Annotated in this window: 23 protein-coding genes; 12 read left to right on the plus strand and 11 right to left on the minus strand. The window is 73.5% G+C overall.

Translation table 11 applies throughout. From position 1 onward, the window contains the following. Nucleotides 1-266 precede the first annotated feature (266 nt). The 3 genes from ACWGB8_RS23485 to moaA all read left to right on the plus strand — a co-directional run bounded on the left by ACWGB8_RS23485 (nucleotide 267) and on the right by moaA (nucleotide 3,363). Nucleotides 267-623 (plus strand): DUF485 domain-containing protein, encoded by a 357-nt coding sequence (locus ACWGB8_RS23485; protein ID WP_452215522.1) that lies wholly within the window; start codon nucleotides 267-269, stop codon nucleotides 621-623. Between the two features lie 77 nt (nucleotides 624-700). Next, nucleotides 701-2,269: a solute symporter family protein gene (locus tag ACWGB8_RS23490; RefSeq protein WP_452215553.1), complete on the plus strand. Its 1,569-nt coding sequence runs from the start codon at nucleotides 701-703 to the stop codon at nucleotides 2,267-2,269. Nucleotides 2,270-2,373: 104 nt separating this feature from the next. Continuing rightward, nucleotides 2,374-3,363 carry a GTP 3',8-cyclase MoaA gene (moaA, locus tag ACWGB8_RS23495; RefSeq protein ID WP_452215523.1) on the plus strand — a complete coding sequence of 330 codons (990 nt, stop codon included), beginning with the start codon at nucleotides 2,374-2,376 and terminating at the stop codon, nucleotides 3,361-3,363. A 28-nt stretch (nucleotides 3,364-3,391) separates the two neighbouring features. Here moaA and ACWGB8_RS23500 read toward each other — a convergent pair whose 3' ends face one another. The 5 genes from ACWGB8_RS23500 to ACWGB8_RS23520 form a co-directional block, all read right to left on the minus strand. Then, nucleotides 3,392-3,616: a hypothetical protein gene (locus ACWGB8_RS23500; RefSeq protein WP_452215524.1), complete on the minus strand. Its 225-nt coding sequence runs from the start codon at nucleotides 3,614-3,616 to the stop codon at nucleotides 3,392-3,394. Between the two features lie 262 nt (nucleotides 3,617-3,878). After that, complete coding sequence (locus tag ACWGB8_RS23505) at nucleotides 3,879-4,259, minus strand: DUF3099 domain-containing protein (RefSeq protein ID WP_452215525.1); 381 nt, start codon at nucleotides 4,257-4,259, stop codon at nucleotides 3,879-3,881. 92 nt (nucleotides 4,260-4,351) lie between these two features. After that, nucleotides 4,352-4,906 (minus strand): RNA 2'-phosphotransferase, encoded by a 555-nt coding sequence (locus ACWGB8_RS23510; RefSeq protein WP_452215526.1) that lies wholly within the window; start codon nucleotides 4,904-4,906, stop codon nucleotides 4,352-4,354. A gap of 30 nt (nucleotides 4,907-4,936) precedes the next feature. Then, on the minus strand, nucleotides 4,937-6,334 hold the full coding sequence (locus ACWGB8_RS23515; RefSeq protein WP_452215527.1) for a metallopeptidase TldD-related protein: 1,398 nt from the start codon (nucleotides 6,332-6,334) through the stop codon (nucleotides 4,937-4,939). Further along, the gene (locus tag ACWGB8_RS23520) at nucleotides 6,334-7,887 is read right to left on the minus strand and encodes a TldD/PmbA family protein (protein ID WP_452215528.1); all 1,554 of its coding nucleotides are present in this window, start codon (nucleotides 7,885-7,887) and stop codon (nucleotides 6,334-6,336) included. The genes ACWGB8_RS23515 and ACWGB8_RS23520 overlap by 1 nt, the downstream gene beginning before the upstream one ends. A 229-nt stretch (nucleotides 7,888-8,116) precedes the next feature. Between ACWGB8_RS23520 and ACWGB8_RS23525 the strand changes: the two genes are divergently transcribed. After that, nucleotides 8,117-9,055, plus strand: coding sequence for a tetratricopeptide repeat protein (locus ACWGB8_RS23525; RefSeq protein WP_452215529.1), 939 nt, complete (start codon nucleotides 8,117-8,119; stop codon nucleotides 9,053-9,055). 147 nt (nucleotides 9,056-9,202) lie between these two features. Here ACWGB8_RS23525 and ACWGB8_RS23530 read toward each other — a convergent pair whose 3' ends face one another. After that, nucleotides 9,203-10,351, minus strand: coding sequence for an MBL fold metallo-hydrolase (locus tag ACWGB8_RS23530; RefSeq protein WP_452215530.1), 1,149 nt, complete (start codon nucleotides 10,349-10,351; stop codon nucleotides 9,203-9,205). A 241-nt stretch (nucleotides 10,352-10,592) separates the two neighbouring features. Between ACWGB8_RS23530 and fabG the strand changes: the two genes are divergently transcribed. Then, nucleotides 10,593-11,312 (plus strand): 3-oxoacyl-[acyl-carrier-protein] reductase, encoded by a 720-nt coding sequence (gene fabG, locus ACWGB8_RS23535; protein ID WP_452215531.1) that lies wholly within the window; start codon nucleotides 10,593-10,595, stop codon nucleotides 11,310-11,312. Nucleotides 11,313-11,315: 3 nt separating this feature from the next. Further along, a complete protein-coding gene (fabI, locus tag ACWGB8_RS23540) occupies nucleotides 11,316-12,083 on the plus strand; it encodes an enoyl-ACP reductase FabI (protein WP_452215532.1) in 768 nt (255 codons plus the stop codon). 73 nt (nucleotides 12,084-12,156) lie between these two features. On the opposite strand, the gene ACWGB8_RS23545 is transcribed toward fabI, so the two are convergent. The 4 genes from ACWGB8_RS23545 to ACWGB8_RS23560 all read right to left on the minus strand — a co-directional run bounded on the left by ACWGB8_RS23545 (nucleotide 12,157) and on the right by ACWGB8_RS23560 (nucleotide 16,526). Further along, complete coding sequence (locus ACWGB8_RS23545) at nucleotides 12,157-13,233, minus strand: hypothetical protein (RefSeq protein ID WP_452215533.1); 1,077 nt, start codon at nucleotides 13,231-13,233, stop codon at nucleotides 12,157-12,159. Next, a complete protein-coding gene (locus ACWGB8_RS23550; RefSeq protein WP_452215534.1) occupies nucleotides 13,230-15,389 on the minus strand; it encodes a hypothetical protein in 2,160 nt (719 codons plus the stop codon). Before ACWGB8_RS23550 ends, ACWGB8_RS23545 begins: the two co-directional genes overlap by 4 nt. After that, entirely contained in the window at nucleotides 15,386-15,715 is a 330-nt protein-coding gene (locus ACWGB8_RS23555) for a WXG100 family type VII secretion target (protein ID WP_452215535.1), read from the minus strand. The genes ACWGB8_RS23550 and ACWGB8_RS23555 overlap by 4 nt, the downstream gene beginning before the upstream one ends. A gap of 136 nt (nucleotides 15,716-15,851) precedes the next feature. Next, nucleotides 15,852-16,526 (minus strand): FadR/GntR family transcriptional regulator, encoded by a 675-nt coding sequence (locus ACWGB8_RS23560; RefSeq protein WP_452215536.1) that lies wholly within the window; start codon nucleotides 16,524-16,526, stop codon nucleotides 15,852-15,854. Between the two features lie 113 nt (nucleotides 16,527-16,639). On the opposite strand from ACWGB8_RS23560, the gene ACWGB8_RS23565 reads away from it, so the two are divergent. The 3 genes from ACWGB8_RS23565 to ACWGB8_RS23575 all read left to right on the plus strand — a co-directional run bounded on the left by ACWGB8_RS23565 (nucleotide 16,640) and on the right by ACWGB8_RS23575 (nucleotide 18,925). Further along, nucleotides 16,640-17,950, plus strand: coding sequence for a CynX/NimT family MFS transporter (locus ACWGB8_RS23565; protein ID WP_452215537.1), 1,311 nt, complete (start codon nucleotides 16,640-16,642; stop codon nucleotides 17,948-17,950). Nucleotides 17,951-18,113: 163 nt separating this feature from the next. Beyond that, nucleotides 18,114-18,236 (plus strand): SGM_5486 family transporter-associated protein, encoded by a 123-nt coding sequence (locus ACWGB8_RS23570; protein ID WP_452215538.1) that lies wholly within the window; start codon nucleotides 18,114-18,116, stop codon nucleotides 18,234-18,236. 161 nt (nucleotides 18,237-18,397) lie between these two features. Then, nucleotides 18,398-18,925 (plus strand): SixA phosphatase family protein, encoded by a 528-nt coding sequence (locus ACWGB8_RS23575; protein WP_452215539.1) that lies wholly within the window; start codon nucleotides 18,398-18,400, stop codon nucleotides 18,923-18,925. 177 nt (nucleotides 18,926-19,102) lie between these two features. On the opposite strand, the gene serB is transcribed toward ACWGB8_RS23575, so the two are convergent. Beyond that, on the minus strand, nucleotides 19,103-20,365 hold the full coding sequence (gene serB / locus ACWGB8_RS23580) for a phosphoserine phosphatase SerB (RefSeq protein WP_452215540.1): 1,263 nt from the start codon (nucleotides 20,363-20,365) through the stop codon (nucleotides 19,103-19,105). A 279-nt stretch (nucleotides 20,366-20,644) separates the two neighbouring features. Here serB and ACWGB8_RS23585 point away from each other — a divergent pair, with 279 nt between their 5' ends. The 3 genes from ACWGB8_RS23585 to ACWGB8_RS23595 all read left to right on the plus strand — a co-directional run bounded on the left by ACWGB8_RS23585 (nucleotide 20,645) and on the right by ACWGB8_RS23595 (nucleotide 25,362). After that, nucleotides 20,645-23,251, plus strand: a complete 2,607-nt coding sequence (locus ACWGB8_RS23585; RefSeq protein WP_452215541.1) for an FHA domain-containing protein — start codon at nucleotides 20,645-20,647, stop codon at nucleotides 23,249-23,251. Between the two features lie 286 nt (nucleotides 23,252-23,537). After that, nucleotides 23,538-24,722, plus strand: a complete 1,185-nt coding sequence (locus ACWGB8_RS23590; RefSeq protein WP_452215542.1) for a GAF domain-containing sensor histidine kinase — start codon at nucleotides 23,538-23,540, stop codon at nucleotides 24,720-24,722. After that, nucleotides 24,715-25,362: a response regulator gene (locus ACWGB8_RS23595; RefSeq protein ID WP_452215543.1), complete on the plus strand. Its 648-nt coding sequence runs from the start codon at nucleotides 24,715-24,717 to the stop codon at nucleotides 25,360-25,362. The genes ACWGB8_RS23590 and ACWGB8_RS23595 overlap by 8 nt, the downstream gene beginning before the upstream one ends. Nucleotides 25,363-25,384: the final 22 nt, after the last annotated feature.

A 25,384-nucleotide genomic window follows, 5' to 3' on the forward strand; every position in this document is an offset into this window, starting at 1 on the left:
GCGCACCGGGAACGCCCGGGGCGCCGCCCCTCCGGCGTACCCGCGCGGGCACCGCGCCGCGCGCCGTCCGAACATGCCCGGAAGCGGTCGGATTCGGCCATTGGGACGCGAGGGACGGGTGAAGATCTGGCTGATCGCGGTCAAAACCACTACCGGGCCCCACCGTCCGCTCCTAGCATGGCGCGGCACGCACCGGACTGTGACGCCGCTCACGTCCGCTCGTTCCCCCTGTGCGACCCGTACGCCGAAGGAGTGAGGAGACCCGAGTGGAACCACCGACCGCCACCGCCCCGACGGAAGTCCAACGCATCGAGGAGAGCGAGGAGTTCCGGGCGCTGCGGCGCTCCTTCCGGAACTTCGCCTTCCCGGTCACCCTCGGTTTCGTCCTCTGGTACCTGCTGTACGTGCTGCTCTCCAGCTACGCGCCCGGCCTGATGGGGACCAAGGTCGTCGGGCACGTCAACGTCGCCCTGGTGCTGGGCCTGCTGCAGTTCGCCACCACCTTCGCCATCGCCGCCTGGTACGCCCGCTACGCGGACCGCCGGCTCGACCCGCCCGCCACCGCGATCCGCGAGCAGCACGAGGGCGCCGCTGTCCACGCTCCCCGGGAGGCCGGCGAATGAGCCCGCTCGCCGACGCGGCCCCGGCGGCCGGCGCCGCCCTGCTCGCCGCCCCGAGCACCGAGCACCGCGGTCTGACCATGACCCTGTTCGGGCTGTTCGTCCTGGCCACCCTCGGTATCACGATCTGGGCCGGCCGGCAGACCAAGGACGCCTCCGACTACTACGCCGGCGGCCGCGGCTTCACCGGCTTCCAGAACGGCCTGGCGATCTCCGGCGACTACATGTCCGCCGCCTCCTTCCTCGGCATCGCCGGGGCGATCGCGCTCTCCGGCTACGACGGCTTCCTCTACTCCATCGGCTTCCTGGTGGCCTGGCTGGTCGCCCTGCTGCTGGTCGCCGAACCGCTGCGCAACTCCGGCCGGTACACGATGGCCGACGTGCTGGCCTTCCGGATGCGCCAGCGCCCGGTGCGGACCGCCGCAGGGATCTCCACCATCGTGGTGTCGATCTTCTACCTGCTCGCCCAGATGGTCGGCGCCGGCACCCTGGTCGCCCTGCTGCTCGGCATCAGCGGCGACGCCGCCAAGCGCTGGACGATCGTCGCGGTCGGCGCGCTGATGGTGGTCTACGTGGTCATCGGCGGCATGAAGGGCACCACCTGGGTCCAGATCGTCAAGGCCGTGCTGCTCATCGCCGGCACCGCCCTGATGACCGTCCTGGTGCTCGCCAAGTACGACTTCAACGTCTCCGCCCTGCTCGGTGCCGCCGCCGACGCCAGCGGCAAGGGCGCGGCCTTCCTCGAACCGGGGCTCAAGTACGGCGCGAGCGCCACCACCGAACTGGACTTCCTCAGCCTGGGCCTTGCCCTGGTGCTCGGCACCGCCGGCCTGCCGCACATCCTGGTCCGCTTCTACACCGTGCCGACCGCCAAGGCCGCCCGGAAGTCGGTGCTCTGGGCGATCGGCATCATCGGCGGTTTCTACCTGATGACCCTCGCCCTCGGCTTCGGCGCCGCCGCCCTGGTCGGCCCGAAGGAGATCAAGGCCGCCAACCCGGCCGGGAACACCGCCGCCCCCCAGCTCGCCGAGGTCCTCGGCGGCGGCCCCGGCACCACCGGCGGGGCGGTCCTGCTGGCCGTCATCTCGGCCGTCGCCTTCGCCACCATCCTCGCCGTGGTGGCCGGCCTCACCCTGGCCTCCTCCGCCTCCTTCGCCCACGACCTCTACGCCAACGTGATCCGGCGCGGCAGGGCGAGCGAGCGCGAGGAGGTCCGCTCGGCGAAATGGGCGGCCGTGGTGATCGGCGCGGTGGCGATCCTGCTCAGCCTGTTCGCCGGCAACCTCAACACCGCCGCCCTGGTCGCGCTCGCCTTCGCGGTCGCCGCCTCCGCCAACCTGCCGACGCTGCTGTACTCGCTGTTCTGGAAGCGCTTCAACACCGTCGGCGCGGTCAGCTCGGTCTACGCCGGACTGGCCTCCTCGGTGCTGCTGGTCTTCTTCTCCCCGGTGGTCTCCGGCGCCGGCAAGGACTCGCTCTTCCAGCACGCCGACTTCCACTGGTTCCCGCTCTCCAACCCCGGCCTGGTCTCCATCCCGATCGGCTTCCTGGCCGGCTGGCTCGGCACCGTCCTGGCCAAGGAGAAGGCCGACCCGGCGAAGTACGCTGAACTGGAGGTCCGCTCACTGACCGGACTGGGCGCCCACTGACGCCGCCGCCTGACTAAGCTGGCCCGGCCTGCCGCCCGACGGCGGGCCGGGCCCGCGGCCTCCCACGGCGCGACGGGCCACCTGATCCGGGGAAGGGAACCGCCGTGCTGCTCGACACCTTCGGCCGTCGCGCCGTCGACCTGCGGGTCTCCCTCACCGACCGCTGCAACCTCCGGTGCACCTACTGCATGCCCGAGGAGGGCCTGCAGTGGCTCGGCAAGCCGCAACTGCTCACCGACGAGGAGATCGTCCGGCTGGTCGGCATCGCGGTCCGCGACCTCGGCGTCACCGAGGTCCGCTTCACCGGCGGCGAGCCGATGCTGCGCCCCGGGCTGGTCGGCATCGTCGCGGCCTGCGCCGCACTGGAGCCCCGCCCCGAGCTCTCGCTCACCACCAACGGCATCGGCCTGGCCCGCACCGCGACCGCGCTGCGCGAGGCCGGCCTCGACCGGGTCAACGTCTCGCTGGACACCCTCGACCCGGACACCTTCCACACCCTCACCCGGCGCCGGCGCCACCAGGACGTCCTGGACGGGCTGGCCGCCGCCGAGGCCGCCGGGCTGACCCCGGTCAAGCTCAACGCCGTCCTGATGCGCGGCACCAACGACCACGAGGCCGCCGACCTGCTCGGCTGGTGCCTGGAGCGCGGGTACGAGCTGCGCTTCATCGAGCAGATGCCGCTGGACGCCCAGCACGGCTGGGACCGCACCCGGATGGTCACCGCCGAGGAGATCCTGGAACTGCTCTCCGCCCGGTACGCGCTGACGCCCGAGCCCTCCGCGAAGCGCGGGGCCGCGCCGGCCGAACGCTGGCTGGTGGACGGCGGCCCGGGGCGGGTCGGGGTGATCGCCTCCGTCACCCGGCCGTTCTGCCGGGCCTGCGACCGCACCCGGCTCACCGCCGACGGCCAGGTCCGCAACTGCCTCTTCGCCACCGGCGAGACCGACCTGCGCACCGCGCTGCGCTCGGGCGGCAGCGACGCGGAGATCGGCGCGCTGTGGCGGCAGGCGATGTGGGGCAAGAAGGCGGGGGCGGGGATCGACGAACCCGAGTTCCTCCAGCCGGAGCGCCCGATGTCGGCGATCGGCGGCTAGGCGCGGGGTGCCGGTCGGGCGTCCGGGCTCAGCGGGGGTCGTCCTCGGGGGTCCAGTCCTCGATCGGGACGACCTCCTTGAGGAAGCCCCGGACGCCCAGGAACTGCGACAGGTGCTCGCGGTGCTCCTCGCAGGCCGCCCAGGTCTTGCGGCGGTCCGGGGTGTGCAGCTTGGGGTTGTTCCAGACCAGCACCCAGCGGGCGTCCGCCCGGCAGCCCTTGGCGGAGCAGACCGGCGTCTGCGGGGTGTTCATCAAGGCGTCCTCGGAGCTCGGCGGGATCGGCGTGCCGCCAGTCTGTCACGCGCCGGACGCGGCCCGGTTTCGGGCATGGCGACGCCGGGCAGCCACGGGGGGAGCCGCCCGGCGTCGGTCCGTCGCTCCGACGGGGGATGCGGAGCGCGTACGCAGTATGTCACGGTCGGGAAGGTGTTTGGGGAGGTCTTGCATGATTAATCTGAGCTTCTTTTGAGCTTTCTACCCCCGTAGAGCAGGCAAACCGGGGTGAATCAGGCGCTCATGTCGAGGTCTGTGAAGAATCCGTGACAGAACCGTCCGCCCCGCCCGCCGCACCGGACGCACCGCCCCCACCCGTCCCGCCGGGGCCCAGCATCAGCGGCGTATCGGCCGAGAAGGCGAAGGTGCTCGGCAGCCCCGGCGCCCTCTCCCGGCCCGCGTTGGCGATCAGCACCGCGAAGTACGGCAGCAGCACCGCACCCGCCAGCGCACCGAAGGCCAGCACCCGCTGCACGTCCCACAGCACCACCGCCAGCAGCACGCACACGGTGCGCAGCAGCATCGAGACCACGTAGCGGCGCTGACGGCCCCGGACGTCCTCGGAGAGGCTGCTGCGCGCCCCCGTGATCCGGTGCACCTGTCCGTCGGCACTCCTGCGCATGCCCTACCGCCTTCGTCCGCTCCCGCACGGCTCGTCGTACCGCGCGGCCACTTCACGGTACGCCGCACCGGGCGGGGCGGGGAGACCGGGGTTCAGCCGTCGGAGTGTCGGCCCAGGTACTGCGGCGGGACGGCGTCGGTGAGCCAGACGCCGTTGGCGCTGACCCGGAACACGTGGCCGGCCGCGGCCATCGCCGCCGCGTCCACCGCCAGCACCACCGGACGGCCGTGCCGGGACCCCACCCGCACGGCCGTGTCGGTGTCGGCCGAGAGGTGGACGTCCTGCCGGGCCATCGGCCGCAGGCCCTCCCGGTATATCGCGTCCAGGTTGCGGCCCGTGGTGCCGTGGAACAGCACCGAGGGCGGCTCGGCGGCGGCCAGACCGAGGTCGACCGCCACCGTGTGGCCCTGGCTGGCCCGGATCGAGAGGCCGTCCTCCGAGTACGCGAAGCGGCGCTTGTTGTTGGTCGCCACCACGTGGTCCAGCCCGGCCCGGTCCAGCCGGGTGCCGCGGGCGGACAGCGCCGCCAGCAGCGCGTCCACCCGCACCCAGCCGGCCGCGTCCAGCTCGATCCCGATGCTGCCGGGGTCGTGCCGCAGGACGCGGGACAGCAGCTTGCTGGTCCTGACCGTGCGCTTCTCGTCCATTCTCTCGATCCTTCCCGGGTCGGCCGGGCGCTACGACGCCTGGCTGACCGAACTCATGTTGAAGTCCGGAACGCGCACCGGCGGCATCGCGGTCCGGGTGAACCAGTCGCTCCACTCGCGCGGCAGGCACCGCTCGGTACGGCCCACCTCGCTGATCCGCCCCAGCAGGTCGACCGGCGACTCGTTGAACCGGAAGTTGTTCACCGCGCCGACCACCCGGCCGTTCTCGACCAGGTACACGCCGTCCCGGGTGAGGCCGGTGAGCAGCAGCGTCGCCGGATCCACCTCGCGGATGTACCAGAGGCAGGTCAGCAGCAGGCCGCGCTCGGTGCGGGCGATCATCTCGGCCAGGGTCGGCGCGGCCTCCCGGCCGGCCGTCTCCAGGACGAGGTTGTCGCCGGCCGGGCGCAGCGGCAGACCGGTCAGCGCGGCCGAGTGCCGGTTGGTGACCAGATGGGCCAGCTCGCCGTCGCGGATCCAGTCGGTCCCGGACAGCGCGGTGCCGTTGTCGAAGACCGAGGCGTCCCCGTCGGTCTCGTGCGCCAGCACGAACGGCGCCGTCTCCAGGCCCGGCTCGGCCGGGTCCGAGCGCAGGGTCAGCGGCAGCCTGCTCAGCTTGTCGCCGACCCGGGTGCCGCCGCCCGGCTTCGAGAAGACCGTCCGGCCCTCGAAGGCGTCCCGGCCGCCCGCCGACCAGCTCAGGTAGACCATCAGGTCGGCCACCGCCGAGGGCGGCAGCAGCGTCTCGTACCGCCCGGCCGGCAGGTCGATCCGGTTCGCGCCCCAGCCGAGGCGCTCGGTCAGCTCGGCGTGCAGCGCGGTGACGTCCACGTCGGCGAAGTCCCGGGTGGAGGCGCCCGCCCAGGCCGAACCGGACAGGTCCGCGGTCTTGGCGTTCAGCTCGACCATGCCGGTCGGCTGGTCGTGGCGCAGCCGCAGGCCGGTCGAGGTGCCCAGGTAGCTGGTGGTCAGCTCGTGCCGGGCGAAGCCGTACAGCAGCTCGCCCTGCGCGGCGGCCCGGGCGAACGCCTCGCCGAGGGCGGGCGCGAAGGCCGCGAACACCTCGATCGAGGTCTCGGCGGGCGGGGCGGTGAAGTCCGGCGCGGACGGCCGGTCGGTGACCAGCGGCTGCGCGTCCTCCGCCGGGCCGGCCGCGCGGGCGGCCTCCTCGGCGGCCCGCACCAGGCCCTCCACCTCCTCCCGGGTGACGGCCTCGCGGGAGACCACGCCCGAGGCGGTGCCCTCGGCGCCGGCCACCGTGGCGATCACGGTGAGGCGGCGCCCCCGGGTGACGCCGTTGGTGGTGAGCGCGTTGCCCGCCCAGCGCAGGTTGGCGGTCGACTCCTCGTCGGCGATCACCACGCAGCCGTCGGTGCGGGAGAGGCCGAGCGCCAGCTCGACGAGCTCGTGGGGCTGAATCGCGGCCATCAGTGACCCGCCTCCTGCTGGGTGTTGAGCACGTTGACGTTGCGGAACAGCGCCGAGGGGCAGCCGTGGCTGACCGCGGCGACCTGGCCGGGCTGCGCCTTGCCGCAGTTGAAGGCGCCGCCGAGCACGTAGGTCTCCGGGCCGCCGACCGCGGCCATCGAGCCCCAGAAGTCGGTGGTGGTCGCCTGGTACGCGAAGTCCTTCACCTGGCCCGCGAGCTCGCCGTTGCGGATGGCGTACGCGCGCTGGCCGGTGAACTGGAAGTTGTAGCGCTGCATGTCGATCGACCAGGAGCGGTCGCCGACGATGTACAGGCCGTTCTCCACCCCGGCGAACAGGCCCTCGGTGGACGGGCCGCCGGCGGCCGGCTGCAGCGAGACGTTCGCCATCCGCTGCACCGGCACGTGCGCCGGGGAGTCGGCGAAGGCGCAGCCGTTGGAACGGTCGAAGCCCTTCAGCTTCGCCATCCCCCGGTCGAGCTGGTAGCCCACCAGGACGCCGTCCTTGACGAGGTCCCACGACCGGGTGGCGACGCCCTCGTCGTCGTACCCGACGGTGGACAGGCCGTGCTCGGCGGTGCGGTCGCCGGTGACGTGCATCAGCTCGGAGCCGTACTTGAGCGTGCCCAGCTTGTCGAAGGTCGCGAAGGAGGTGCCCGCGTAGGCGGCCTCGTAGCCCAGCGCGCGGTCCAGCTCGGTGGCGTGCCCGATCGACTCGTGGATCGTCAGCCAGAGGTTGGACGGGTCGATCACCAGGTCGTAGCGGCCGGACTCGACGCTCGGCGCCTTCATCTTCTCGGCCAGCAGCACCGGCAGTTCGGCCAGCTCGGCGTCCCAGTCCCAGCCGGTGCCGCGCAGGTACTCGAAGCCCCGGCCGACCGGCGGCGCCAGGGTCCGCATCGAGTCGAAGGCGCCGGTGCGCTCGTCCACCGAGGTCGCTTCGAGGGTCGGGTGCAGCCGGATGCGCTGCTGGGTGGTCACGGTGCCGGCGGTGTCGGCGTAGAACTTGTTCTCCTGCACCGTCAGCAGGGTGGCCAGCACGTGCGAGACGCCCTCGGCCGCCAGCAGCCGGCCGCTCCACTCGGCCAGCAGGGCGGTCTTCTCCGCGTCCGGCACCTCGAACGGGTTCTCCTCGTACGCGGACACCCAGACGGCGTCCGCGTGCACCGGCTCGTCCGCCAGCTCGACGCGCTCCTTCGACCCCGCGGCGCGGCTAATCCCACCGGACAGGCGGGCCACCGCGACCGCCTGCTCGGCGACCCGGGCCGCGGCGGCGGTCGTCAGGTCCACCCCGGCGGCGAAGCCCCAGGCGCCGTCCAGCAGCACCCGGACGGCGAAGCCCAGCTGGACGCTGTCGGAGGTGCCGGCCGGCCTCGCGTCGCGCAGCCGCCAGGACGCGCTGCGCACCCGCTCCAGGCGGAAGTCGGCGTGCTCGACGCCGAGTTCGCGCGCGCGGGTGAGCGCGGCGTCGGCCAGCGTGCGCAGCGGGTACGCCAGGAACAGCGGGTCGACGGCGCGCCCCTGCGCGGTGCCGGAGCTGTTGGTCGGAGGCAATCGGGCTCCCTGGGTCGGGGGATGGCTGGGAGGTCGGGGCCGCCCCCGGTCAGGGGAGCCCGCACCGCATCATTGCCCCTCGCCCCGGTTTCGGCCAGCAGGTTTCGTCCCGCCCGCCCGCGCGCCGCCTGTGCCCCGGCGCGCCCGGCGGGTCCGGCCCGTTGCCCCAACGTGCTTCCGGCCGCATGGGGTTGGGGACGATAGTGGTGATGGAGCGGAGGGGGAGCACATGGGGGCGCTCGACCGGTGGAACGAGCGGCCGGTGAACGGCCGGCCGGTCGACGCGGTGGTGGACGGGTCGGCGGGGGCCTCGGCGGCCGCGGCCGCGGCCGCTCCGCGCACCGGGCGGGCGTGGTCCGGGCTGCTGCCCGGCCGGCGGGCCTACCGGACCGCGACGCTGCGGGAGCTGGAGGGCCGGGCCCTGCTCGGCGAGGAACGGCCCGCCGAGGCCGCCGAACGGTTCGCCGCGGGCATCGCGCTGCTGCGCCGACCGGGCCGGCGGGGCGGGCGGGCCGGCGGGTGGAAGCACGGCGGGCACAAGGGCGGCGGGCGTAAGGGCGGCGGGAACAGCGGGCGGGTCGGCCGACGGAACGGCGCACGGCTGGCGTCGCTGCTCATGCGCTCCGCCACGGCGCACCTCGCGCTCGGCCGGCCCGCGGAGGCCGTGGCGGCGATGGAGGAGGCGGTGGCGGTGGCGCAGCGGGTCTCCGTGACCGCGTACGGGCGGCAGCTGTACAACCTCGGCGTCGTGCTGCGCGCGGCCGACCGGCCGGCACCCGCCCTTGAGGCGGCCGAGCGGGCCGAGCAGGTGCTGCGGGAGCCGCGTGAGCCGCCTCCCGAGGACGCGGCCACCCGCGGCCTGCTGGCGGGCGCGCTCGGGCTGCAGGCCGAGTGCCACGCGGCGCTCGGCCGGTTCGAGCGGGCCGTCGAGCTGCGCCACCGGGCGGTCCGGCTGCTGGAGGCGCGGGGCGGCCGGTACGCGACGGCCGCGGCCAGGGCGCGGGCCTGGGACGACCTGGCCGGCGAACTGCACGCCGCCGGGCGCTGGGAGGAGGCCGACACGGCCTACCACCGGGGGGTCGCCGTGCGCGCCGTGGCGGCCCGCCGGGAGGCGCGGGCCGGGGCCGCAGCCCGGCGGGGCCGGGGAGCGCCGCGGCCGCGGCTGTGACCCGCTTCGGCGACGCGCTCCGGTGACGCGCTCCGGTGACCCGCGGCGCGGCTCCCGGCGTCGGCGCCGGCTACCGAGGGTGTCCGGGCCGCCGGTGCGACCCGGACACCCGGTGGCCCGGTGATACCCCGTGGCGGTGCGGTCCGGTCAGGCCACGCCCTCCCACCAGCCGTCGAGCTCCGGCGGGTTGTCCACGTCCACCCGCTCGCCCGGCCGCGGCACCGCCAGCGGCACCGCCTGCGCCTTGGCCTCGGCCAGCACCCGTTCGACCGGCTCCGCCCACGGGTGCAGGCCCAGGTTGAAGGTGCACCAGTGGACCGGCACCAGCAGCCCGGCCCGCAGGTCGCGGTGGGCGCGGACGGCGTCCTCCGGGGTCATATGGATGTCCGCCCACGCCTCGTCGTACGCGCCGATCTGCACCAGCGCCGCGTCGAACGGCCCGTGCCGCTCGCCGATCGCCGCGTAGCCCTCGAAGTAGCCGGAGTCCCCGGTGTAGAAGACCTTGCGCTCGGGCCCGGCGATCACCCAGGAGCCCCAGAGCGTGGTGTTGCGCGTCAGGCCGCGGCCGGAGAAGTGGTGGGCGGAGGTGAGCGTCAGCACCAGATCGCCCAGGGTGCACGTCTCGTCCCAGTCCAGCTCGATGATCCGGTGCTCCGGCACGCCCCAGCGGCGCAGGTGGCTCCCGATGCCCAGCGGCACCGCGAACGGCGCCGACTGGCAGCGCACCAGCCGCTTGACCGTCGCCATGTCGAGGTGGTCGTAGTGGTCGTGCGAGATCAGCACCGCGTCCACCGGCGGCAGCTCCTCCAGCTCCACCGGCACCGGGTGCAGCCGCTTGGGCCCGACGTGCGCCGCCGGGGAGCAGCGCTCGCTCCAGATCGGGTCCAGCAGCACCCGGGAGCCCTCGATCTCCACCAGCGCGGAGGCGTGCCCGTACCAGGTGACGGCGAGCCCGCCGGCGTCCGGCCCCTCGGGCGCGGCGAGCGGGCGGACGGTCGGCACCGGGAGCGCCGGCGTCCGCCCCTCGCGCTCCAACAGCATCCGGCGCAGCGTGCCGCGGTCCACCTCGGGCGTCGAGCGGTCCCGGGCCACCTCGGAGGGCGCGTTGTGGAAGGTGCCGTCCCGGTACTGCGGCGAGTTGCGCACCCGCTCCTCGCGCTCGCCGTCCGGGCGCCGCCCGAACGCGGCCGGAAGGTCGCGCAGGGACCAGGCCGCCGCTCCCGCGCCGACCGCCAGCGCCGCCAGTGCCAGCAGCCGTCCCCGCCGGCCGGTGCCCCCGGGCTGTGCCTTGCTCATCCGCGCTCTGCCTTCACTCGTCGGTCGGTCGGTCCACGGCACCGGGCCACCGGTACCACGGGGCCAACGGGTACGGCGCCGGTCCTTGTTCCCGGCGGGCCGGATTGTCGGAACGCGACAGTTCCGCCGCGGAGGCGCTGTGGGAGCCCGATTCGTCGCAGCGCGCGGCCGACCGATAGCGTCACACTGCGTACGCATCCAGCCGCACGCACATTCGGTCAACACGGAGAGAGGTGGATCGGTGAGCCGCTCGGTTCTCGTCACCGGAGGAAACCGGGGCATCGGCCTCGCGATCGCCCTGGCCTTCGCCGAGGCGGGCGACAAGGTCGCGATCACCAGCCGCTCGGGCGAGGTGCCCGAGGCCCTGGCCAAGTACGACGTCCTCGCCGTGAAGTGCGACATCACCGACGCCGCCCAGGTCGACGCCGCGTTCACCGAGGTCGAGGCCAAGCACGGCGGTGTCGAGGTGCTGGTGGCCAACGCCGGCATCACCCACGACACGCTGCTGCTGCGCATGTCCGAGGAGGACTTCACCTCCGTCCTGGACACCAACCTGACCGGCACCTTCCGGGTGGTCAAGCGCGCCTCCAAGCTGATGATGCGCGCCCGCAAGGGCCGCGTCGTGCTGATCTCGTCGGTGGTCGGCCTGTCCGGCTCCCCGGGGCAGGCGAACTACGCCGCCTCCAAGGCCGGCCTGGTCGGCTTCGCCCGCTCGCTCGCGCGCGAGCTGGGCCCCCGCAACATCACCGTCAACGTGGTCGCCCCCGGCTTCGTCGACACCGACATGACCGCCGTGCTCAGCGACGAGCGCCGCGCGGAGATCGTCGCCGGCGTGCCGCTGGGCCGCTACGCGGCGCCCGCCGAGGTCGCGTCCACCGTGCGGTTCCTCGGTTCCGACGAGGCCGCGTACATCACCGGAGCCGTCATTCCCGTCGACGGCGGATTGGGCATGGGTCACTGACACATGAGTGGAATCCTTGAGGGCAAGCGCATCCTGGTCACCGGTGTGCTGATGGAGTCCTCCATCGCCTTCCACACCGCCAGGCTGGCCCAGGAGCAGGGCGCGGAGATCATCCTCACCGCGTTCCCCCGCCCGAGCCTGACCGAGCGCATCGCGAAGAAGCTGCCGCACCCGGTCAAGGTGCTGGAGCTGGACGTCTCCAACGAGGAGCAGCTGGCCGGCATCGCCGAGCAGGTCCGCGAGCACCTGCCGACCCTGGACGGCATCGTCCACTCGATCGGCTTCGCCCCGCAGGACGCCCTCGGCGGCAACTTCCTGAACACCCCGTGGGAGTCCGTGGCGACCGCCATGCAGGTCTCCGCGTTCTCGCTGAAGTCGCTCACCACCGCGCTGCTCCCGCTGATGCAGGACGGCGGCTCGGTCGTCGGCCTCACCTTCGACGCGCAGTACGCGTGGCCGCAGTACGACTGGATGGGCCCGGCCAAGGCCGCCCTGGAGGCGACCAACCGCTACCTGGCCCGCGACCTGGGCGAGCGCAACATCCGCTGCAACCTGATCTCGGCCGGCCCGATCGGCTCGATGGCCGCCAAGTCCATCCCGGGCTTCGGCGAGCTGGCGGACGTCTGGAACCACCGCTCCCCGCTCAAGTGGGACCTCTCCGACCCGGAGCCGGCCGGCCGCGGCGTCGTCGCCCTGCTCTCCGACTGGTTCCCGAAGACCACCGGCGAGATCATCCACGTCGACGGCGGCCTCCACGCCATCGGCGCCTGACGCCCACCCCGCCCCACCCCGCCGCCCGGCACCCCCGCGAGGGGGCGCCGGGCGGCGGCGCGTTCTCCGGGGCCTACCGCGGCGCGACGGGCTCGCAGTCGTGCTCGGCGGTGACGGCAGCTGCCCAGGTACGGAAGAGCGGTGCGTCGATGGTCGGAGTGCCCGGGTCGACGTACGGTCGTTCGGCCATCAGGCTGAGCAGGAGGGTGCCGTTGCCGCAGGGAGCGACGACGGTGTTCGGCGTGCCCTTGCCGCGCCATCCCGGCGGCAGGCTCCTGCCCAGTGACTCCCGGTCGAGGAGCAGGCCGGGGAAACGGGGATCGGTACTGCTGGTGAACCGGATCGCAGGTGCTTCGGTCGGCGCGGCGTCCTCGTGGTGGATCCAGCAGACCTGGACTGGTGCAGCCGGATCGCTGACCCGTTGGTAGAGACCCTCCGGGGTGGCTCCGGGTCCGGTTCCGGCACCGGGCTGTTCGCAGAGTTGCCCGTTAACGGCCCGCTGTGCGGAGGAGCCCGCAGCCGTCAGGTGGGTGTCCGGAACGTCGGCGGAACCACAGCCGGTGGCACGTGCGACCGCGGCGCCGAAGCCGGCGGAGAGCCGGGCCAGGGCTGCCCTGGCCTCAGGGAGGGGTGCCTCCTCGGAGCGGCCGGTCGGAGGGGTGCCGGGGCCGCCCTTGGAGCTGCGCACCGACACCTCCACCGCGTCGGCATCACGGCCGGGCGCCAGGTCCGTGCCGCGCGCGGGTAGCCGACAGCCGGACGGCAGCAGCATCCAGCCGCTGGTGTTGAAGAATCCGCCGATCGGCCCCCGATCCGGCTGCGACATCGCGGGGTCGATCGCGCCAACCGGGTCGACGCCCACCGTCCGCAGGACCAGTCGGCCCGATTCCTTTCCGCTGTCGGCCACCGAGACGATGCAGGTGGACTTCGGATCGGCCCGATCATGCGACCGCTCCGAGGCGACGACCTCGATCCTGCCACCACCCAGGACGGCCCGAACGTCCGATGCAGCGACCGCCCCGCCGCACAGCGGGTCCGGAACCAACAGGTCGGTGTACTGCCAGGCCACCCACCCGCCGGCCGCCAAGGCCAGCACCAGGGACGGCACTCCGAGCCGCAGCAGACGCCGGGTACGCCGCGAGGTGTTCATTTCTGCGCGTTCCGTCCCATGGCGTTGTTGGCGTGCAGGTATCCGTTGGTGCGCCCGGAGTCCAACGAGCGGTACACGTCATCCACGATGTCGGATTCCTTTCCGTACCCGTGCCCGCGGCCCCACTCCAACACCAGCTGCCGTTCGTGCCGGGAAGTCTTCTGGTGCTCCTCGGAGGCCTTGAGATTCCCGGTGTCCTGGGCGTCCTTCTTGACGCTGTCCACCCACTGGTTGATGCCGGCGTCGACCAGAGCACCGACTGAGTCGCCGACCTTGGGGAAGTAGCCCGTGGTTCCGCTGTTGATGGTGGACAGCATCTGGCCCGTCTTTTCCGCCCACTCCATCCTGTCGTCCTTCGCGTCCAGGATGACGGAGACCGCGACGGCGTCGTAGGCGCCGAGTGCGGTGCCGATGCGCTGGGCGGGCCGTTGGCGTTCGCTGTCGTTGACCCGGGGGTCAGCGGGGATACCGGCCAACTCCTCGGCGGCCTTGGCCTGCTCGGCGGCGTAGAGGGTGGCGAAGGCCTCGGGCTCCTCGGCGACTCCTCGGATCACGCGGACCAGTTGGGCGTTGTCGCCGCCGAGGTGGCCGACGCCGTTCTCCTCCCAGGCCCCGTCGCGGTCGGCGTTCGAGCTGTGCTCCGAGAGGATCCGGTGGGTGTCGTCGACGTAGTCCGAGAGCGCGTTGGCGATGGGCATCCGCAGGCCTTCGGGGATGTCGGCGCCCTTGCCCTCGGCGTCCAGGGTCTCGACGATCCCCTGCATCACGCGTGCCTGGGCCGGCGTGTGCGGACCGCCGTTGTGGGCGCCCTCGCCCGGCACGTCGCCGGTGGCCCCCGCTTCGAGTGCGGCGGCGAGGCCCGACGGTGCAGGGCCGCTGCCGTTCAGCGGGGGGCCGCCGCCCGTGAGGGTGTACGGGGTGTTCTGGCTCCAGTCCCGCTCCCGCAGCAGGTAGGCGAGCCGGTCCCCGGCGCCCGGGGCCGTGGGGTCGAGGAACGCGGTCGCCGCCTCGGGGTGCCCGCCCATGAGGCCGAGCACGCTGTCCAGCGGGTCGTGCACCAGGTCCGGGCGCGGGCCGTCGTGGTGCGCCGGCCAGTTGCCCTTGCAGGCCCGGTCGGCGGCGAGGACGTCGGTCCCGAGGTCGACCAGGAACTCCTTGGAGTAGCCGGCGTTCCCCTTCTGCAACAGCGTGGCCAGGGTCTGGTACCCGTACACCGGCGACGCCCCGCCGTGGAGCGGCTTGCTCCCGGCTTCCCGGAGGCCCTTGCGGAAGTCCTGGTAGAACGGGGAGTTCGGGTCCCGGGTGGCTCCCGCGACGGTGTTGGCGAGGTTGGTCTGGAGGTCGGCGAACTCCCCCTTGAACTTCCCGTCCCGCTCGTTCATCCGCTGCTGGATCTCGTCGGCGAGCCGCAGGGTGCCCTCGGGGCCGAGCGAGGCGAGGAGCGTCTGGCTGTACTGGGGGCTGCCGGAGTTGGCCTTCATGAGGTTGCTCAGTTCGGCCAGCTCCTGCGGGGTGAGGTTGCCGCCGTTCTTGAGCTTCTCGGCGAGACCTGCGGCACGCTGGGCGTCGGCGGCGTCCCCACCGCCGACCGCCTTGCCGTTGAACTCGTTGGTGGGGCCGACGGCGGCGGCGCGGCGCAGGGCGAGTGCGGCCCGCTGGTCGGCGGCGGTGGCCTCCTCCAGGTAGACCTTGATCTTCTGGGTCCACTGCCCGGCCGCCTCGGCGCACTTGCGCTGGAAGTCCCGGTCGTGGCCGTAGTCCTGCCTGCTCGCCGGGTCGAGGGTGGTGGGGTCGAAGGCGGCCACGCCGGTGCCGGTGATCTTCATGCCGTCGGCGGTGGCGTCGGCGACGGTGGCCCGCAGCTTCTTCTGCGCCGTCTCGAAGTCGACCTGGGCGTCGGCGATGATCGAGGCGACGGCCTTGGCCTCGGTCTGGGCGTCGGCGGTCTGCTGCAGGGTCAGCCGCAGGTGCTGATCGGCGGTGAACGCGCTGTAGCCCGTCCACAGCGTCGGGTTCCCGGTGACGGAGAGCACCTCGCCCTGCATCCGCTGCTGGACCGCCGCGTAGCGCTTGGCCAGTTCGTTCCAGCCGGTGGCTGCCGCGGCGAGCGGGGCGAAGTCGGCGTTCAGGACTTCCTCGTAGCCGAGCACGGTCATCGCCCCCCACCGAAGGATTCCGCGATGGCGCCCTCGACGCCGGCGTAGTTGGCGTGCGTCTGGCGCATCATGCCCGCCTCCTGGCCGAGTCGGCCGTTGAGCGCGGCGACCTGCTCGTGCCACTCGGTAAGTGCGGCGCGCAGGGCGTTGGCGGTCTCCCAGCAGCCGAGCTTCGTGGCGGCGGCGGTGGTCGCGTCGTCGGCGGCCCTGCCGCCGTTGACGGCTTCGGCGGCGATGGAGTCCAGTGCGGCGGCGGCCCTGGCGAGGGCGCCGAGAGCGACCCCCGTCGGGGTGCCGCCTCCCGGCGTACGGTCCGGGTCCGGCATCAAATCCCCCCAGATCTGATCGGGCTGGTCGTGTCAGGGCGTTGTCAACGCCTTGCGGGACGTTAGCACGCGATCACACCGTGTGCCCGCGCCTGGTCGAACAGGCGTCCGGTCGGGCGTGTCGTGGTGCGGGGGGTCAGGTGCCTTCGGGGGAGCAGGCGCCGATGGCGCGGCCGGCTTCGTGGGAGGCCCGGGCGGGGTCGCCGGCGCGGATGGCGTGGAGGATCTCGTCGTGGCCGAGGTAGCGGTCGGCGATGAGTTCGGGGCCGACGTCGTGGCGCAGGTGGGCGCGGGTGACCTCGCCGAGGTCGGCGTAGACGGCGCCGAGGACGTCGTTGTGGGAGGCGGCGACGACGGCCTGGTGGAAGGCGGCGTCGGCCTGGATGAAGTCCTCGGCGTCGCCGGAACGCCAGGCGTCCTCGCGGCGGGCGAGGGCGGCCTCAAGGAGTTCGAGGTCGCGGTCGGTGCGGCGGGCGGCGGCGAGGCCGGCGGCGGAGGTCTCCAGGGCGATCCGGAGTTCGGCGACCTGGGCCTGGTCGGCGTCGGCGAACCGGCGGTGCATGACCCCGGCCAGTTCGCTGGTGGCGAGGACGTAGGTGCCGGAGCCCTGGCGGATGTCGAGCAGTCCGTTGTGGGCGAGGGCGCGGACGGCCTCGCGGACGGTGTTGCGGGCGACCCCGAGCTGTTCGACGAGGGCGGCCTCGGTCGGGATGCGCGAGCCGACGGGCCACTCCCCGGAGGTGATCTGGGCGCGCAGCTGCGCGATCACCTGGTCGGACAGCGGGGTGCGCCTCGGCGAGGACAGCGCCACGGGGGACTCCTTGCGGCTTCGGTCAGGGGTTCGGCGGGTGGGCCGGCCCCTGCGGGGCGGGTCGGGACATCATGCCAATTCAAGGATGCACAAATTCATCCCATCATTCTATGATGGGCGGCATGCCACCCGCAGCAGAGACCACCACCGCCCCGGCGCGCGCAACCCGCCGCCCGGCCCGTCCGCAGCTTCCGCAGCTCCCGCAGACCGAGCGGAGCTCCGGCACCCGCGAGAAGTACCTCGGCTGGCTGTTCGCCCTGGCGATCGCCGCCGCCGCCTTCAACCTCCGGCCCGTGGTCACCAGCCTCGGGCCGCTGCTCGACCAGGTCCGCACCGACCTCGGGATGAACCCGACCGTGGCGGGCCTGCTCACCGCCGTGCCGTCGCTCTGCTTCGCGGTGTTCGGCTTCGCCGCCCCCGGCCTGGCCCGCCGGATGGGCCCGATCGCGGTGGTCACCGCCGGGCTCGGCGCCATCACCCTGGGCGTCCTGGCCCGCTCCTTCGCCGGCGGCACCGCGGTCTTCCTGCTGCTGACCGCGCTGGCGCTGGCCGGCGTCGCGGTCGCCAACGTGCTGATCCCGGTGGTGATCAAGCGCTACTTCCCGGACCGGGTCGGCCCGATGATCGGCCTCTACTCGATGGCGCTCTCGGCCGGCACCTCGCTGGCCGCCGCCGTCACCGTGCCGCTGACCGGTGCGCTCGGCGGGGACTGGCGGATCGGCCTGGGCGTCTGGGCCGGCCTCGGTGCCGTCGCCCTGGTGCTGTGGCTGGCCGTCGCGGCGGCCAAGCGCGAGCGCGGCGAGAAGGCCGCGGGCGGCGCGGCGGCCGAGCGGCTGCCGATCACCCGCAGCCGTACCGCCTGGGCACTGGCCGTCTTCTTCGGCCTGCAGGCCACCGGCGCGTACGTGGCGATGGGCTGGCTGCCGACGATCTTCCAGGACGCCGGGATCTCCGAGGGCACCTCGGGCGTGCTGCTGGCGGTCACCATGGTGATCGGCGTACCGGTGTCGTTCGTCCTGCCGAACCTGGCCGCCCGGCGCGGCGACCAGCGGCTGTTCGTGGTGGTGCTGGCCTCCTTCGGCATCGTCGGCTACACCGGCCTGATGCTCTCGCCGGCCGGTGCGCCGTGGCTGTGGGCGGTGCTGGTGGGCCTGTCGAACTGCGCCTTCCCGCTGGTGCTGACCATGATCGGGCTGCGCGCCCGGACGGCGGGCGGCGTGGCCCAGCTCTCCGCCTTCTCCCAGGGCGTCGGCTACCTGATCTCCATCCCGGGCCCGATCCTGATCGGCCGGATGTACCAGGCGACCGGCGAGTGGTACCTGCCGCTGGGCTTCCTGGCCCTGCTGCTGGTGCCGCAGATGCTGGTCGGCCTGCGGGCGGCTCGGGCCCGCCACATCGAGGACGAGGCGGTCCGCCCGGCCTGACCCGTCCGGCCTGACCCGTTCGACCTGACCCGCCCCGCCCGGCCGCGGCGGCGCCCCGCCCGGCCGCGGCGGGCAGCAGGTGCCGGGGGAGCGGGGGGACGGGGGAGCGGGGGAGCGGCCGCCCGGTGCGGGCCGGGCCCGTGAGGGGTGCGAGAATCCGGTCATGCCCGTTCTCGAACCGAACCCCCAGGACAGCCGCAAGAAGCTCGGCCTGATCGCCGGCGCGATCGGCGGCATCGTGGTCCTGCTGGTCGTCATCGCCAGCGTCGCCCAGAACCTCGGCTGAACCGCACCCCGGTCGTACAGCGCCGTACCGGGCGTACCCCGGTCGTACGGGCCCGCGCGGGGTGCGGTGCCGGCCCGCAGGACGGCACTCTGCACCCCTGAGGGTGGCGGCATCCGGGAGCGTCGCGCCCCGAAGCGGCTTTTCTGCCAAGCTTGCTGGGTATGAGCGCCGACACGCCCCGCAGGATCATCGTTCTCCGCCATGCCAAGGCCGACTGGCCGAACGGCGTCGACGACCACGAGCGGCCGCTGGCCGACCGGGGCCGCCACCAGGCCCCGGAAGCCGGTCGCTGGCTGGCCGACTCGGGCATCAGCCCCGACTACGTGCTCTGCTCGACCGCCCTGCGCACCCGGGAGACCTGGAAGCTCGCCGTGCACGAGCTGCCCAAGCGCCCGCGGAAGACCGTGTACGAGGAGCGGGTCTACGAGGCCAGCCCGGGCGAGATCATCACGGTGCTCCAGGAGACGCCGGAGGAGTACGCCGATGTGGTGCTGGTGGGCCACAATCCCGGTGTGCTCGGGCTGACCCAGGTCCTGGCCGGCGACGAGGGCGACCGGGACGCGCTGGAGCGGCTGCGGCTCGGCGGGTTCCCGACGGCGGCCTGCGCTGTGCTCAGCTTCAGCGGCTCCTGGAAGGGCGTCGAGCCGGGCGTCGCCTCGCTGGTCTCGTACTGGACGCCGCAGGACTGACGCGGGAGCCGACGCACGACAGGTGCAGGACGGCAGGCCCGGTGCAGGCACGGAGGGTGCCGGGTACCACGAGGGGCGCGAGGAGTGTGTCCTCGCGCCCCTTCGGCGTGCGGGCGCCCGGCGTGCGGGCCCGCGTACGGCCGCCCGGTCGGTCGTGCGGCCGCTCGGCCGGTACGGCTACTCGGTCGGCGTGCCGTCCAGGGTGTCGGCCGCCTCGACCTCCTCGCGGGTGATTCCCAGCAGGTAGAGCACGGTGTCCAGGAAGGGCACGTTGACCGCGGTGTCGGCGGCCTCCCGGACGACCGGCTTGGCGTTGAACGCCACCCCGAGCCCGGCCGCGTTCAGCATGTCGAGGTCGTTGGCGCCGTCGCCGATCGCCACCGTCTGCTCCAGCGGCACCCGGGCCTGCTCGGCGAAGCGGGCCAGCCAGCGGGCCTTGCCGGCCCGGTCGACGATCTCACCGACCACCCGGCCGGTGAACTTGCCGTCCACCACCTCCAGGGTGTTGGCCGCGGCGAAGTCCAGCCCCAGCTGCTCCACCAGGTGGTCGGTGACCTGGGTGAACCCGCCGGAGACGATCGCCACCTGGAAGCCCAGCCGCTGGAGCGTGCGGATCAGGGTGCGCGCCCCCGGCGTGAGCCGGACCTCGGTGCGCACCTTCTCGGTGACCGCGGCGTCCAGCCCGGCCAGCAGGGCGACCCGGGCGCGCAGCGACTCGGCGAAGTCCAGCTCGCCGCGCATCGCCGCCGCCGTGACCTCGGCGACCTTCTCCTCGCAGCCGGCGTGCGCCGCGAAGAGCTCGATCACCTCGTCCTGGATGAGCGTCGAGTCGACGTCCATGACCACCAGCCGCTTGGCCCGGCGCTCCAGCCCGGCCGCGACCACCGCGATGTCCACCCGCTGGGTGGCGGCCTCCTGGGCCAGTTCGGCGCGCAGCTGCTCGGTGGCGACACCGGAGACGGCCAGCTCGACCGCGGTCACCGGGTACTTGGCGAGGCGGAACACCCGGTCGATGTTGCCGCCGGCGGCGGTGATCCGCGAGGTCAGCGCGGCGACCGCGGAGGCGGTCAGCGGGTGGCCGAGCACGGTGACGTGCGAGCGGCCCTCGCGGCGCGGGCGGTTGTCGCCGGTGCCGGAGATGATCTCGGCCTGGAGCTTCAGTTCCTCGGCCCAGCGGTGGACGGTGACCCGCAGGGCGCCCTCCGCGCCGGGCGCGCCGCCCGACGGGGGGGTGACCAGGGCACAGAGCGTTATCCGGCCACGGGTGACCACCTGTTCGATGTCGATCACGTCGACGCCGAAGCCGGCCAGGGTGGCGAAGAGGCCGGCGGTGATACCGGGGCGGTCCTTGCCGAACACCTTGACGAGCAGGGTGCGCTCGTCCTCGGTCCGGGGCTGCGGGGCGGGGAGGGCCTCAGCGGCCGGGGGCGATGCGTTCATGGTGGAACCCACGCTACCGGGCCGACCGGCGGGACCACGGCACCCGTCCACGGGACGGACGCCCCGGCGGGGGGCCTGTGGAGGGCCGCGGCGGACCGGCCGCGGGTGCGACGCACCGTACCCGGACGGCCCCGGTTGCGTTGCCGCCCGGTCACAGTGCCCGGGGGCGGCTTTCGTCAACGGGCGGCGGGCTGGAATGATTCCCCCCGTCAGACACACGATCATCGCACCCCCTCGGGGGCCAAAGTCGGGGGACCGAGAGAGCGGGGCAGGCGAGCAGTGCCGCAACTCGTCATCGAGATCAACGGACAGCAGCGGACATTGGAGCCGGGGCGGTCCTACACCATCGGGCGCAACCCTCAGTCGGACTTCCCGTTCGACGACGCCAGGGTGTCCTGGCACCACGCCACCATCTCCTTCAACGGAGCGGGCTGGCAGCTGGACGACCACGGCAGCACCAACGGCACGTACAGCGCCGGCGCCCGCACCCAGCAGGCCCAGCTGTTCCCCGGCGCCGTGGTGAACCTGGGCAACGCCGAGAACGGCCCCCGGCTGGGCTTCTCCGCCCCCGCCCAGGCCGCCGCCCCGCAGGCCCCCGCCTGGCACGAGGCGGCCACCAGCCGCGCCGCGGTGCCGCAGCCGCAGTGGCAGCAGCCGCCCGCCCACCAGGCCCCGCAGCCGCAGCCGTTCGAGCAGCAGCCGTGGCAGCAGCAGCCGCAGCAGCCGTTCCCGCAGCAGCAGGGCTTCCCGCAGGGGCAGCCGTTCCCGCACCAGCAGGCCGGCCAGCCCGTCGGCCAGCCCGGACCGCAGCACGGGGCCCCGCAGCACGGTGTGCCGCAGCCGCAGCACCCCGGCGGCCCGCAGCCCACGATGATCCGCAACCTGACCGCCGGCATGCGCACCGTGCGCATCGGCCGTGCGCTCGACAACGACATCGTGGTCTCCGACCTCCAGGTCTCCCGCCACCACGCCGAACTGCACCAGCTGCCCGACGGCCGCTACGAGATCGTCGACCTCGGCAGCCACAACGGCATCTTCCTCAACGGCCAGCGCGTCCAGCGCCAGCTGATGGGCCCGCAGGACCGCCTGACCGTCGGCCACTCCAGCTTCGTCCTGGTCGGCGACCAGCTGCAGGAGTTCGTCGACACCGGCGCGGTCTCCTTCTCCGCCCGCCACCTGACCGTCGAGGTCGAGCACAAGGGCGCCAAGAAGATCCTGCTCAACGACGTCAGCTTCGGCGTCCCGGAGAAGTCGCTGGTCGCCGTCATCGGCCCCTCCGGCTCCGGCAAGTCGACCCTGCTGCGCGCCCTCACCGGCTACCGCCCGGCCGACCGCGGCGACGTCCTGTACGACGGCCGCAACCTCTACAAGCAGTTCGCCGAACTCCGCTCCCGGATCGGCCTGGTGCCCCAGTCGGAGATCCTGCACAAGGAACTCACCGTCCGCACCGGCCTCAAGTACGCGGCCCGGCTGCGCTTCCCCGGCGACACCGAGGCCGCCGAGCGCGAGCGCCGGATCGACGAGGTGCTGTACGAGCTGCGCCTCGACAAGCGCGCCGACAACCGCATCACCGCCCTCTCCGGCGGCCAGCAGAAGCGTGTCTCGGTCGCCCTGGAGCTGCTCACCAAGCCGTCGCTGATCTTCCTGGACGAGCCGACCTCCGGCCTCGACCCGGGCATGGACCGCGAGGTCATGCAGATGCTGCGCGGCCTCGCGGACGACGGCCGCACCATCCTGGTCGTCACCCACTCGGTGGCCGAACTCGCGCTCTGCGACCGCCTCCTGGTGATGGCGCCGGGCGGCTCGGTGGCGTACTTCGGCCCGCCGGACGAGGCCCTGCACTTCTTCGGGTACGAGACCTGGGCCGACGTCTTCCAGGCCTTCGAGAACTACCCGGACCACGACTGGGCCGGCCGCTACCGCGGTTCGGTGCACTACCAGCAGTACTCGGCGGACGTCGACTCGGTGGCCGCGCAGTCCGCGCAGATCGTCCAGGAGGCGGTGCGCCCGCCCAAGCCGCAGAGCTGGGGCTCGCAGCTGTGGACGCTGATCCGCCGCTACCTGTCGGTGATCGCCTCCGACAAGGGCTTCATGGCGCTGTCGATCCTGCTGCCCGCCATCCTCGGCGGGGTCAGCATCGTGATCCCCAACTCGGCGGGCTTCGTCTACAAGACGCTGCCGAACGGCAAGCTCGGCTTCAACAGCGGCGCCGCGACGATCCTGCTGATCATGGCGCTGGGGGCCTGCTTCTCCGGGGCGGCCAACTCGGTCCGAGAACTGATCAAGGAACGGGCGATCTACGAACGAGAACGGGCCACCGGCCTGTCGCGTTCGGCGTACATGATGTCCAAGGTCATCGTGCTCGGCTTCTTCAGCCTGGTGCAGGGCACGATCATCGGCCTGGTCGGCTTCCTGCCGCGCAAGCTGCCCGAGGAGGGCCTGATCCTCGCCGGCTCGCCGGTCGTCGAGATGACCATCAGCATCATCCTGCTCAGCTTCACCTCGATGATGTTCGGCCTGGCCATCTCCGCCCTGGTGAAGACGGCCGAGAAGACCATGCCGCTGCTGGTGATGTTCGCGATCGTCCAGTGCGTCTTCACCGGCTGCCTCTTCCAGCTGTTCGACAAGCCCGGCCTGGAGCAGTTCGCCTGGCTGATGCCGTCCCGCTGGGGCGTCGGCGCGGTCTCCACGACGCTCGACCTCTCGCACGTCATGGGCCCGTGGAACGGCAACCCGCAGGAGCCCGTCTGGGACGCGATCTGGGGCCACAACGTCGGGCAGCTGCTGCTCGACTGGTTCATGCTGATCGTCCTCGCGGCGATCCTCGGCGTCATCGTCACCCGCCTCCAGCGGAGGCACGAGCCCGACGTCATGCAGAAGGGCTGAGCACCCGCACGGCGCTCTCCCCGCACCACCCGCACCCCGTACCACCCGCACCCCGCAGGGGCGGCCCCCGGTCCCACCGACCGGCCGGGCCGCCCCTGCGGCGTTCCCGGCGCCGCCGGACCGGGACCGCAGCGCCGTCGGACCGAGGGCCACAGCGCCACAGGACCAAGGGCCACAGCGCCGTCGGGCCGGCGAGCACGGGCCCTCCGGCCTAGGTCCGCGGGCCTGCGACCCTCCCGCCCCGCGACCGACGCGGACGCCCGGTACGCGGCGGTAGGTTGGCGGTATGCCCACCGCGTTCGGGGACCGGCCGTCCCCCGCCTGCGACCCGTGCCTCAGCGGCATCGAAGCCGTCAGCCAGGCGCTGCTCGCCATGAGCCGCCACCTGGAGGTGCGCGAGGTCCTGCGCCGGATCACCGCCTCCGCCCGCAGCCTGCTGGACGCCGAGTACGCCGCCCTCGGCGTCCCCGACGACCACGGCGGCTTCGCCCAGTTCGTCGTCGACGGCGTCAGCGACGAGCAGTGGAAGGCCATCGGCCCGCTGCCCCGCCAGCACGGCGTGCTCGCCGAGATGCTGCACGAGACCGGCCCCACCCGGCTCGCCGACGTCCGCCGGGCCCGCTCCTTCGGCGGCTGGCCCGCCGCCCACCCCGAACTCGGCGCCTTCCTCGGCATGCCCGTCCTCGACACCGACGCCGCCGAGGACGAACCCCAGGTCATGGGCGTCATCTTCCTCGCGAACAAGCGGGGCGGCGGCGGCTTCACCGACCACGACGAGGAGCTCCTGCGGATACTCGCCGCGCACGCCGCCCTCGCCCTCACCAACGCCCGCCTGTACGAGCGCAGCCGCGAACTCACCCTGGCCGGCGAACGCGCCCGGATCGCCCACGACCTGCACGACGCGGTCGCCCAGAAGCTGTTCTCGCTGCGCCTCACCGCCAAGGCGGCCGCCAAACTCGTCGACCGCGACCCCGCCCGGGCCCGCGCCGAACTCGCCGAGGTCGCCGCGCTCGCCGCCGAGGCCGCCGACGAACTGCGCGCCGTCGTCGTCGAACTGCGCCCCGCCGCGCTGGAGGAGGACGGCCTCGGCGCCACCCTCGCCTCCCAGGTGAAGGTCCTCGACCGGGCCCACGCCGCCGACCTCGCCTTCACCGCCGACGGCGTCCGCGCCCTGCCGCCCGCCCAGGAGGCCGCGCTGCTCCGGGTCGCCCAGGAGGCCCTGCACAACGCCCTGCGCCACTCCGGCGCCCGCCGCGTGGACGTCACTCTGGCCGGCACCCCGGCCCGCGGCGCCGTCCTGCGGGTCACCGACGACGGCCGCGGCTTCGACCCGGAGTCGGTCCGCCGGGCCGGCCGCCACCTCGGCCTCGCCTCGATGCGCGACCGCGCCGCCGCCGTCGGCGGCACCCTCAGCGTGGACTCGGCCCCCGGCCGGGGCACGGTCGTCGAGATGGAGGTCCCCGGTGCCTGACACCCCGCCGATCCGCGTCCTGCTGGTCGACGACCACCAGGTCGTCCGCCGCGGACTGCGCACCTTCCTGGAGGTGCAGGACGACATCGAGGTGGTCGGCGAGGCCGCCGACGGCGGGGAGGGCGTCGCCCGGGCCCGGGAACTCGACCCGGACGTCGTCCTGATGGACCTCAAGATGCCCGGCACCGACGGCATCGAGGCGCTGCGCATCCTCAAGGGCGAGGGCAGCCGGGCCCGCATCCTGATCGTCACCAGCTTCACCGAGCACCGCACGATGGTCCCCGCGCTGCGGGCCGGCGCCGCCGGGTACGTGTACAAGGACGTCGACCCCGAGGCGCTGGCCGGCGCGATCCGCTCGGTGCACGCCGGGCACGTCCTGCTGCAGCCGGAGCTCGCCGAGGCGCTGCTGTCCGAGGACGCCCCGCGCGCGCCGCAGGGCCGCGGCGGCACCCTCACCGAGCGCGAGCGCGAGGTCCTCGGGCACATCGCCGACGGCCGCTCCAACCGGGAGATCGCCCGCAGCCTCCACCTGTCGGAGAAGACGGTGAAGACCCACGTGTCCAACATCCTGATGAAGCTGGACCTCGCGGACCGCACGCAGGCCGCCCTATGGGCCGTCCGGCACGGCGCGGCCGGCTAGGCCCCGGCCGGCCCCGGACAGG

The organism is Kitasatospora sp. NPDC054939 (assembly GCF_053610105.1).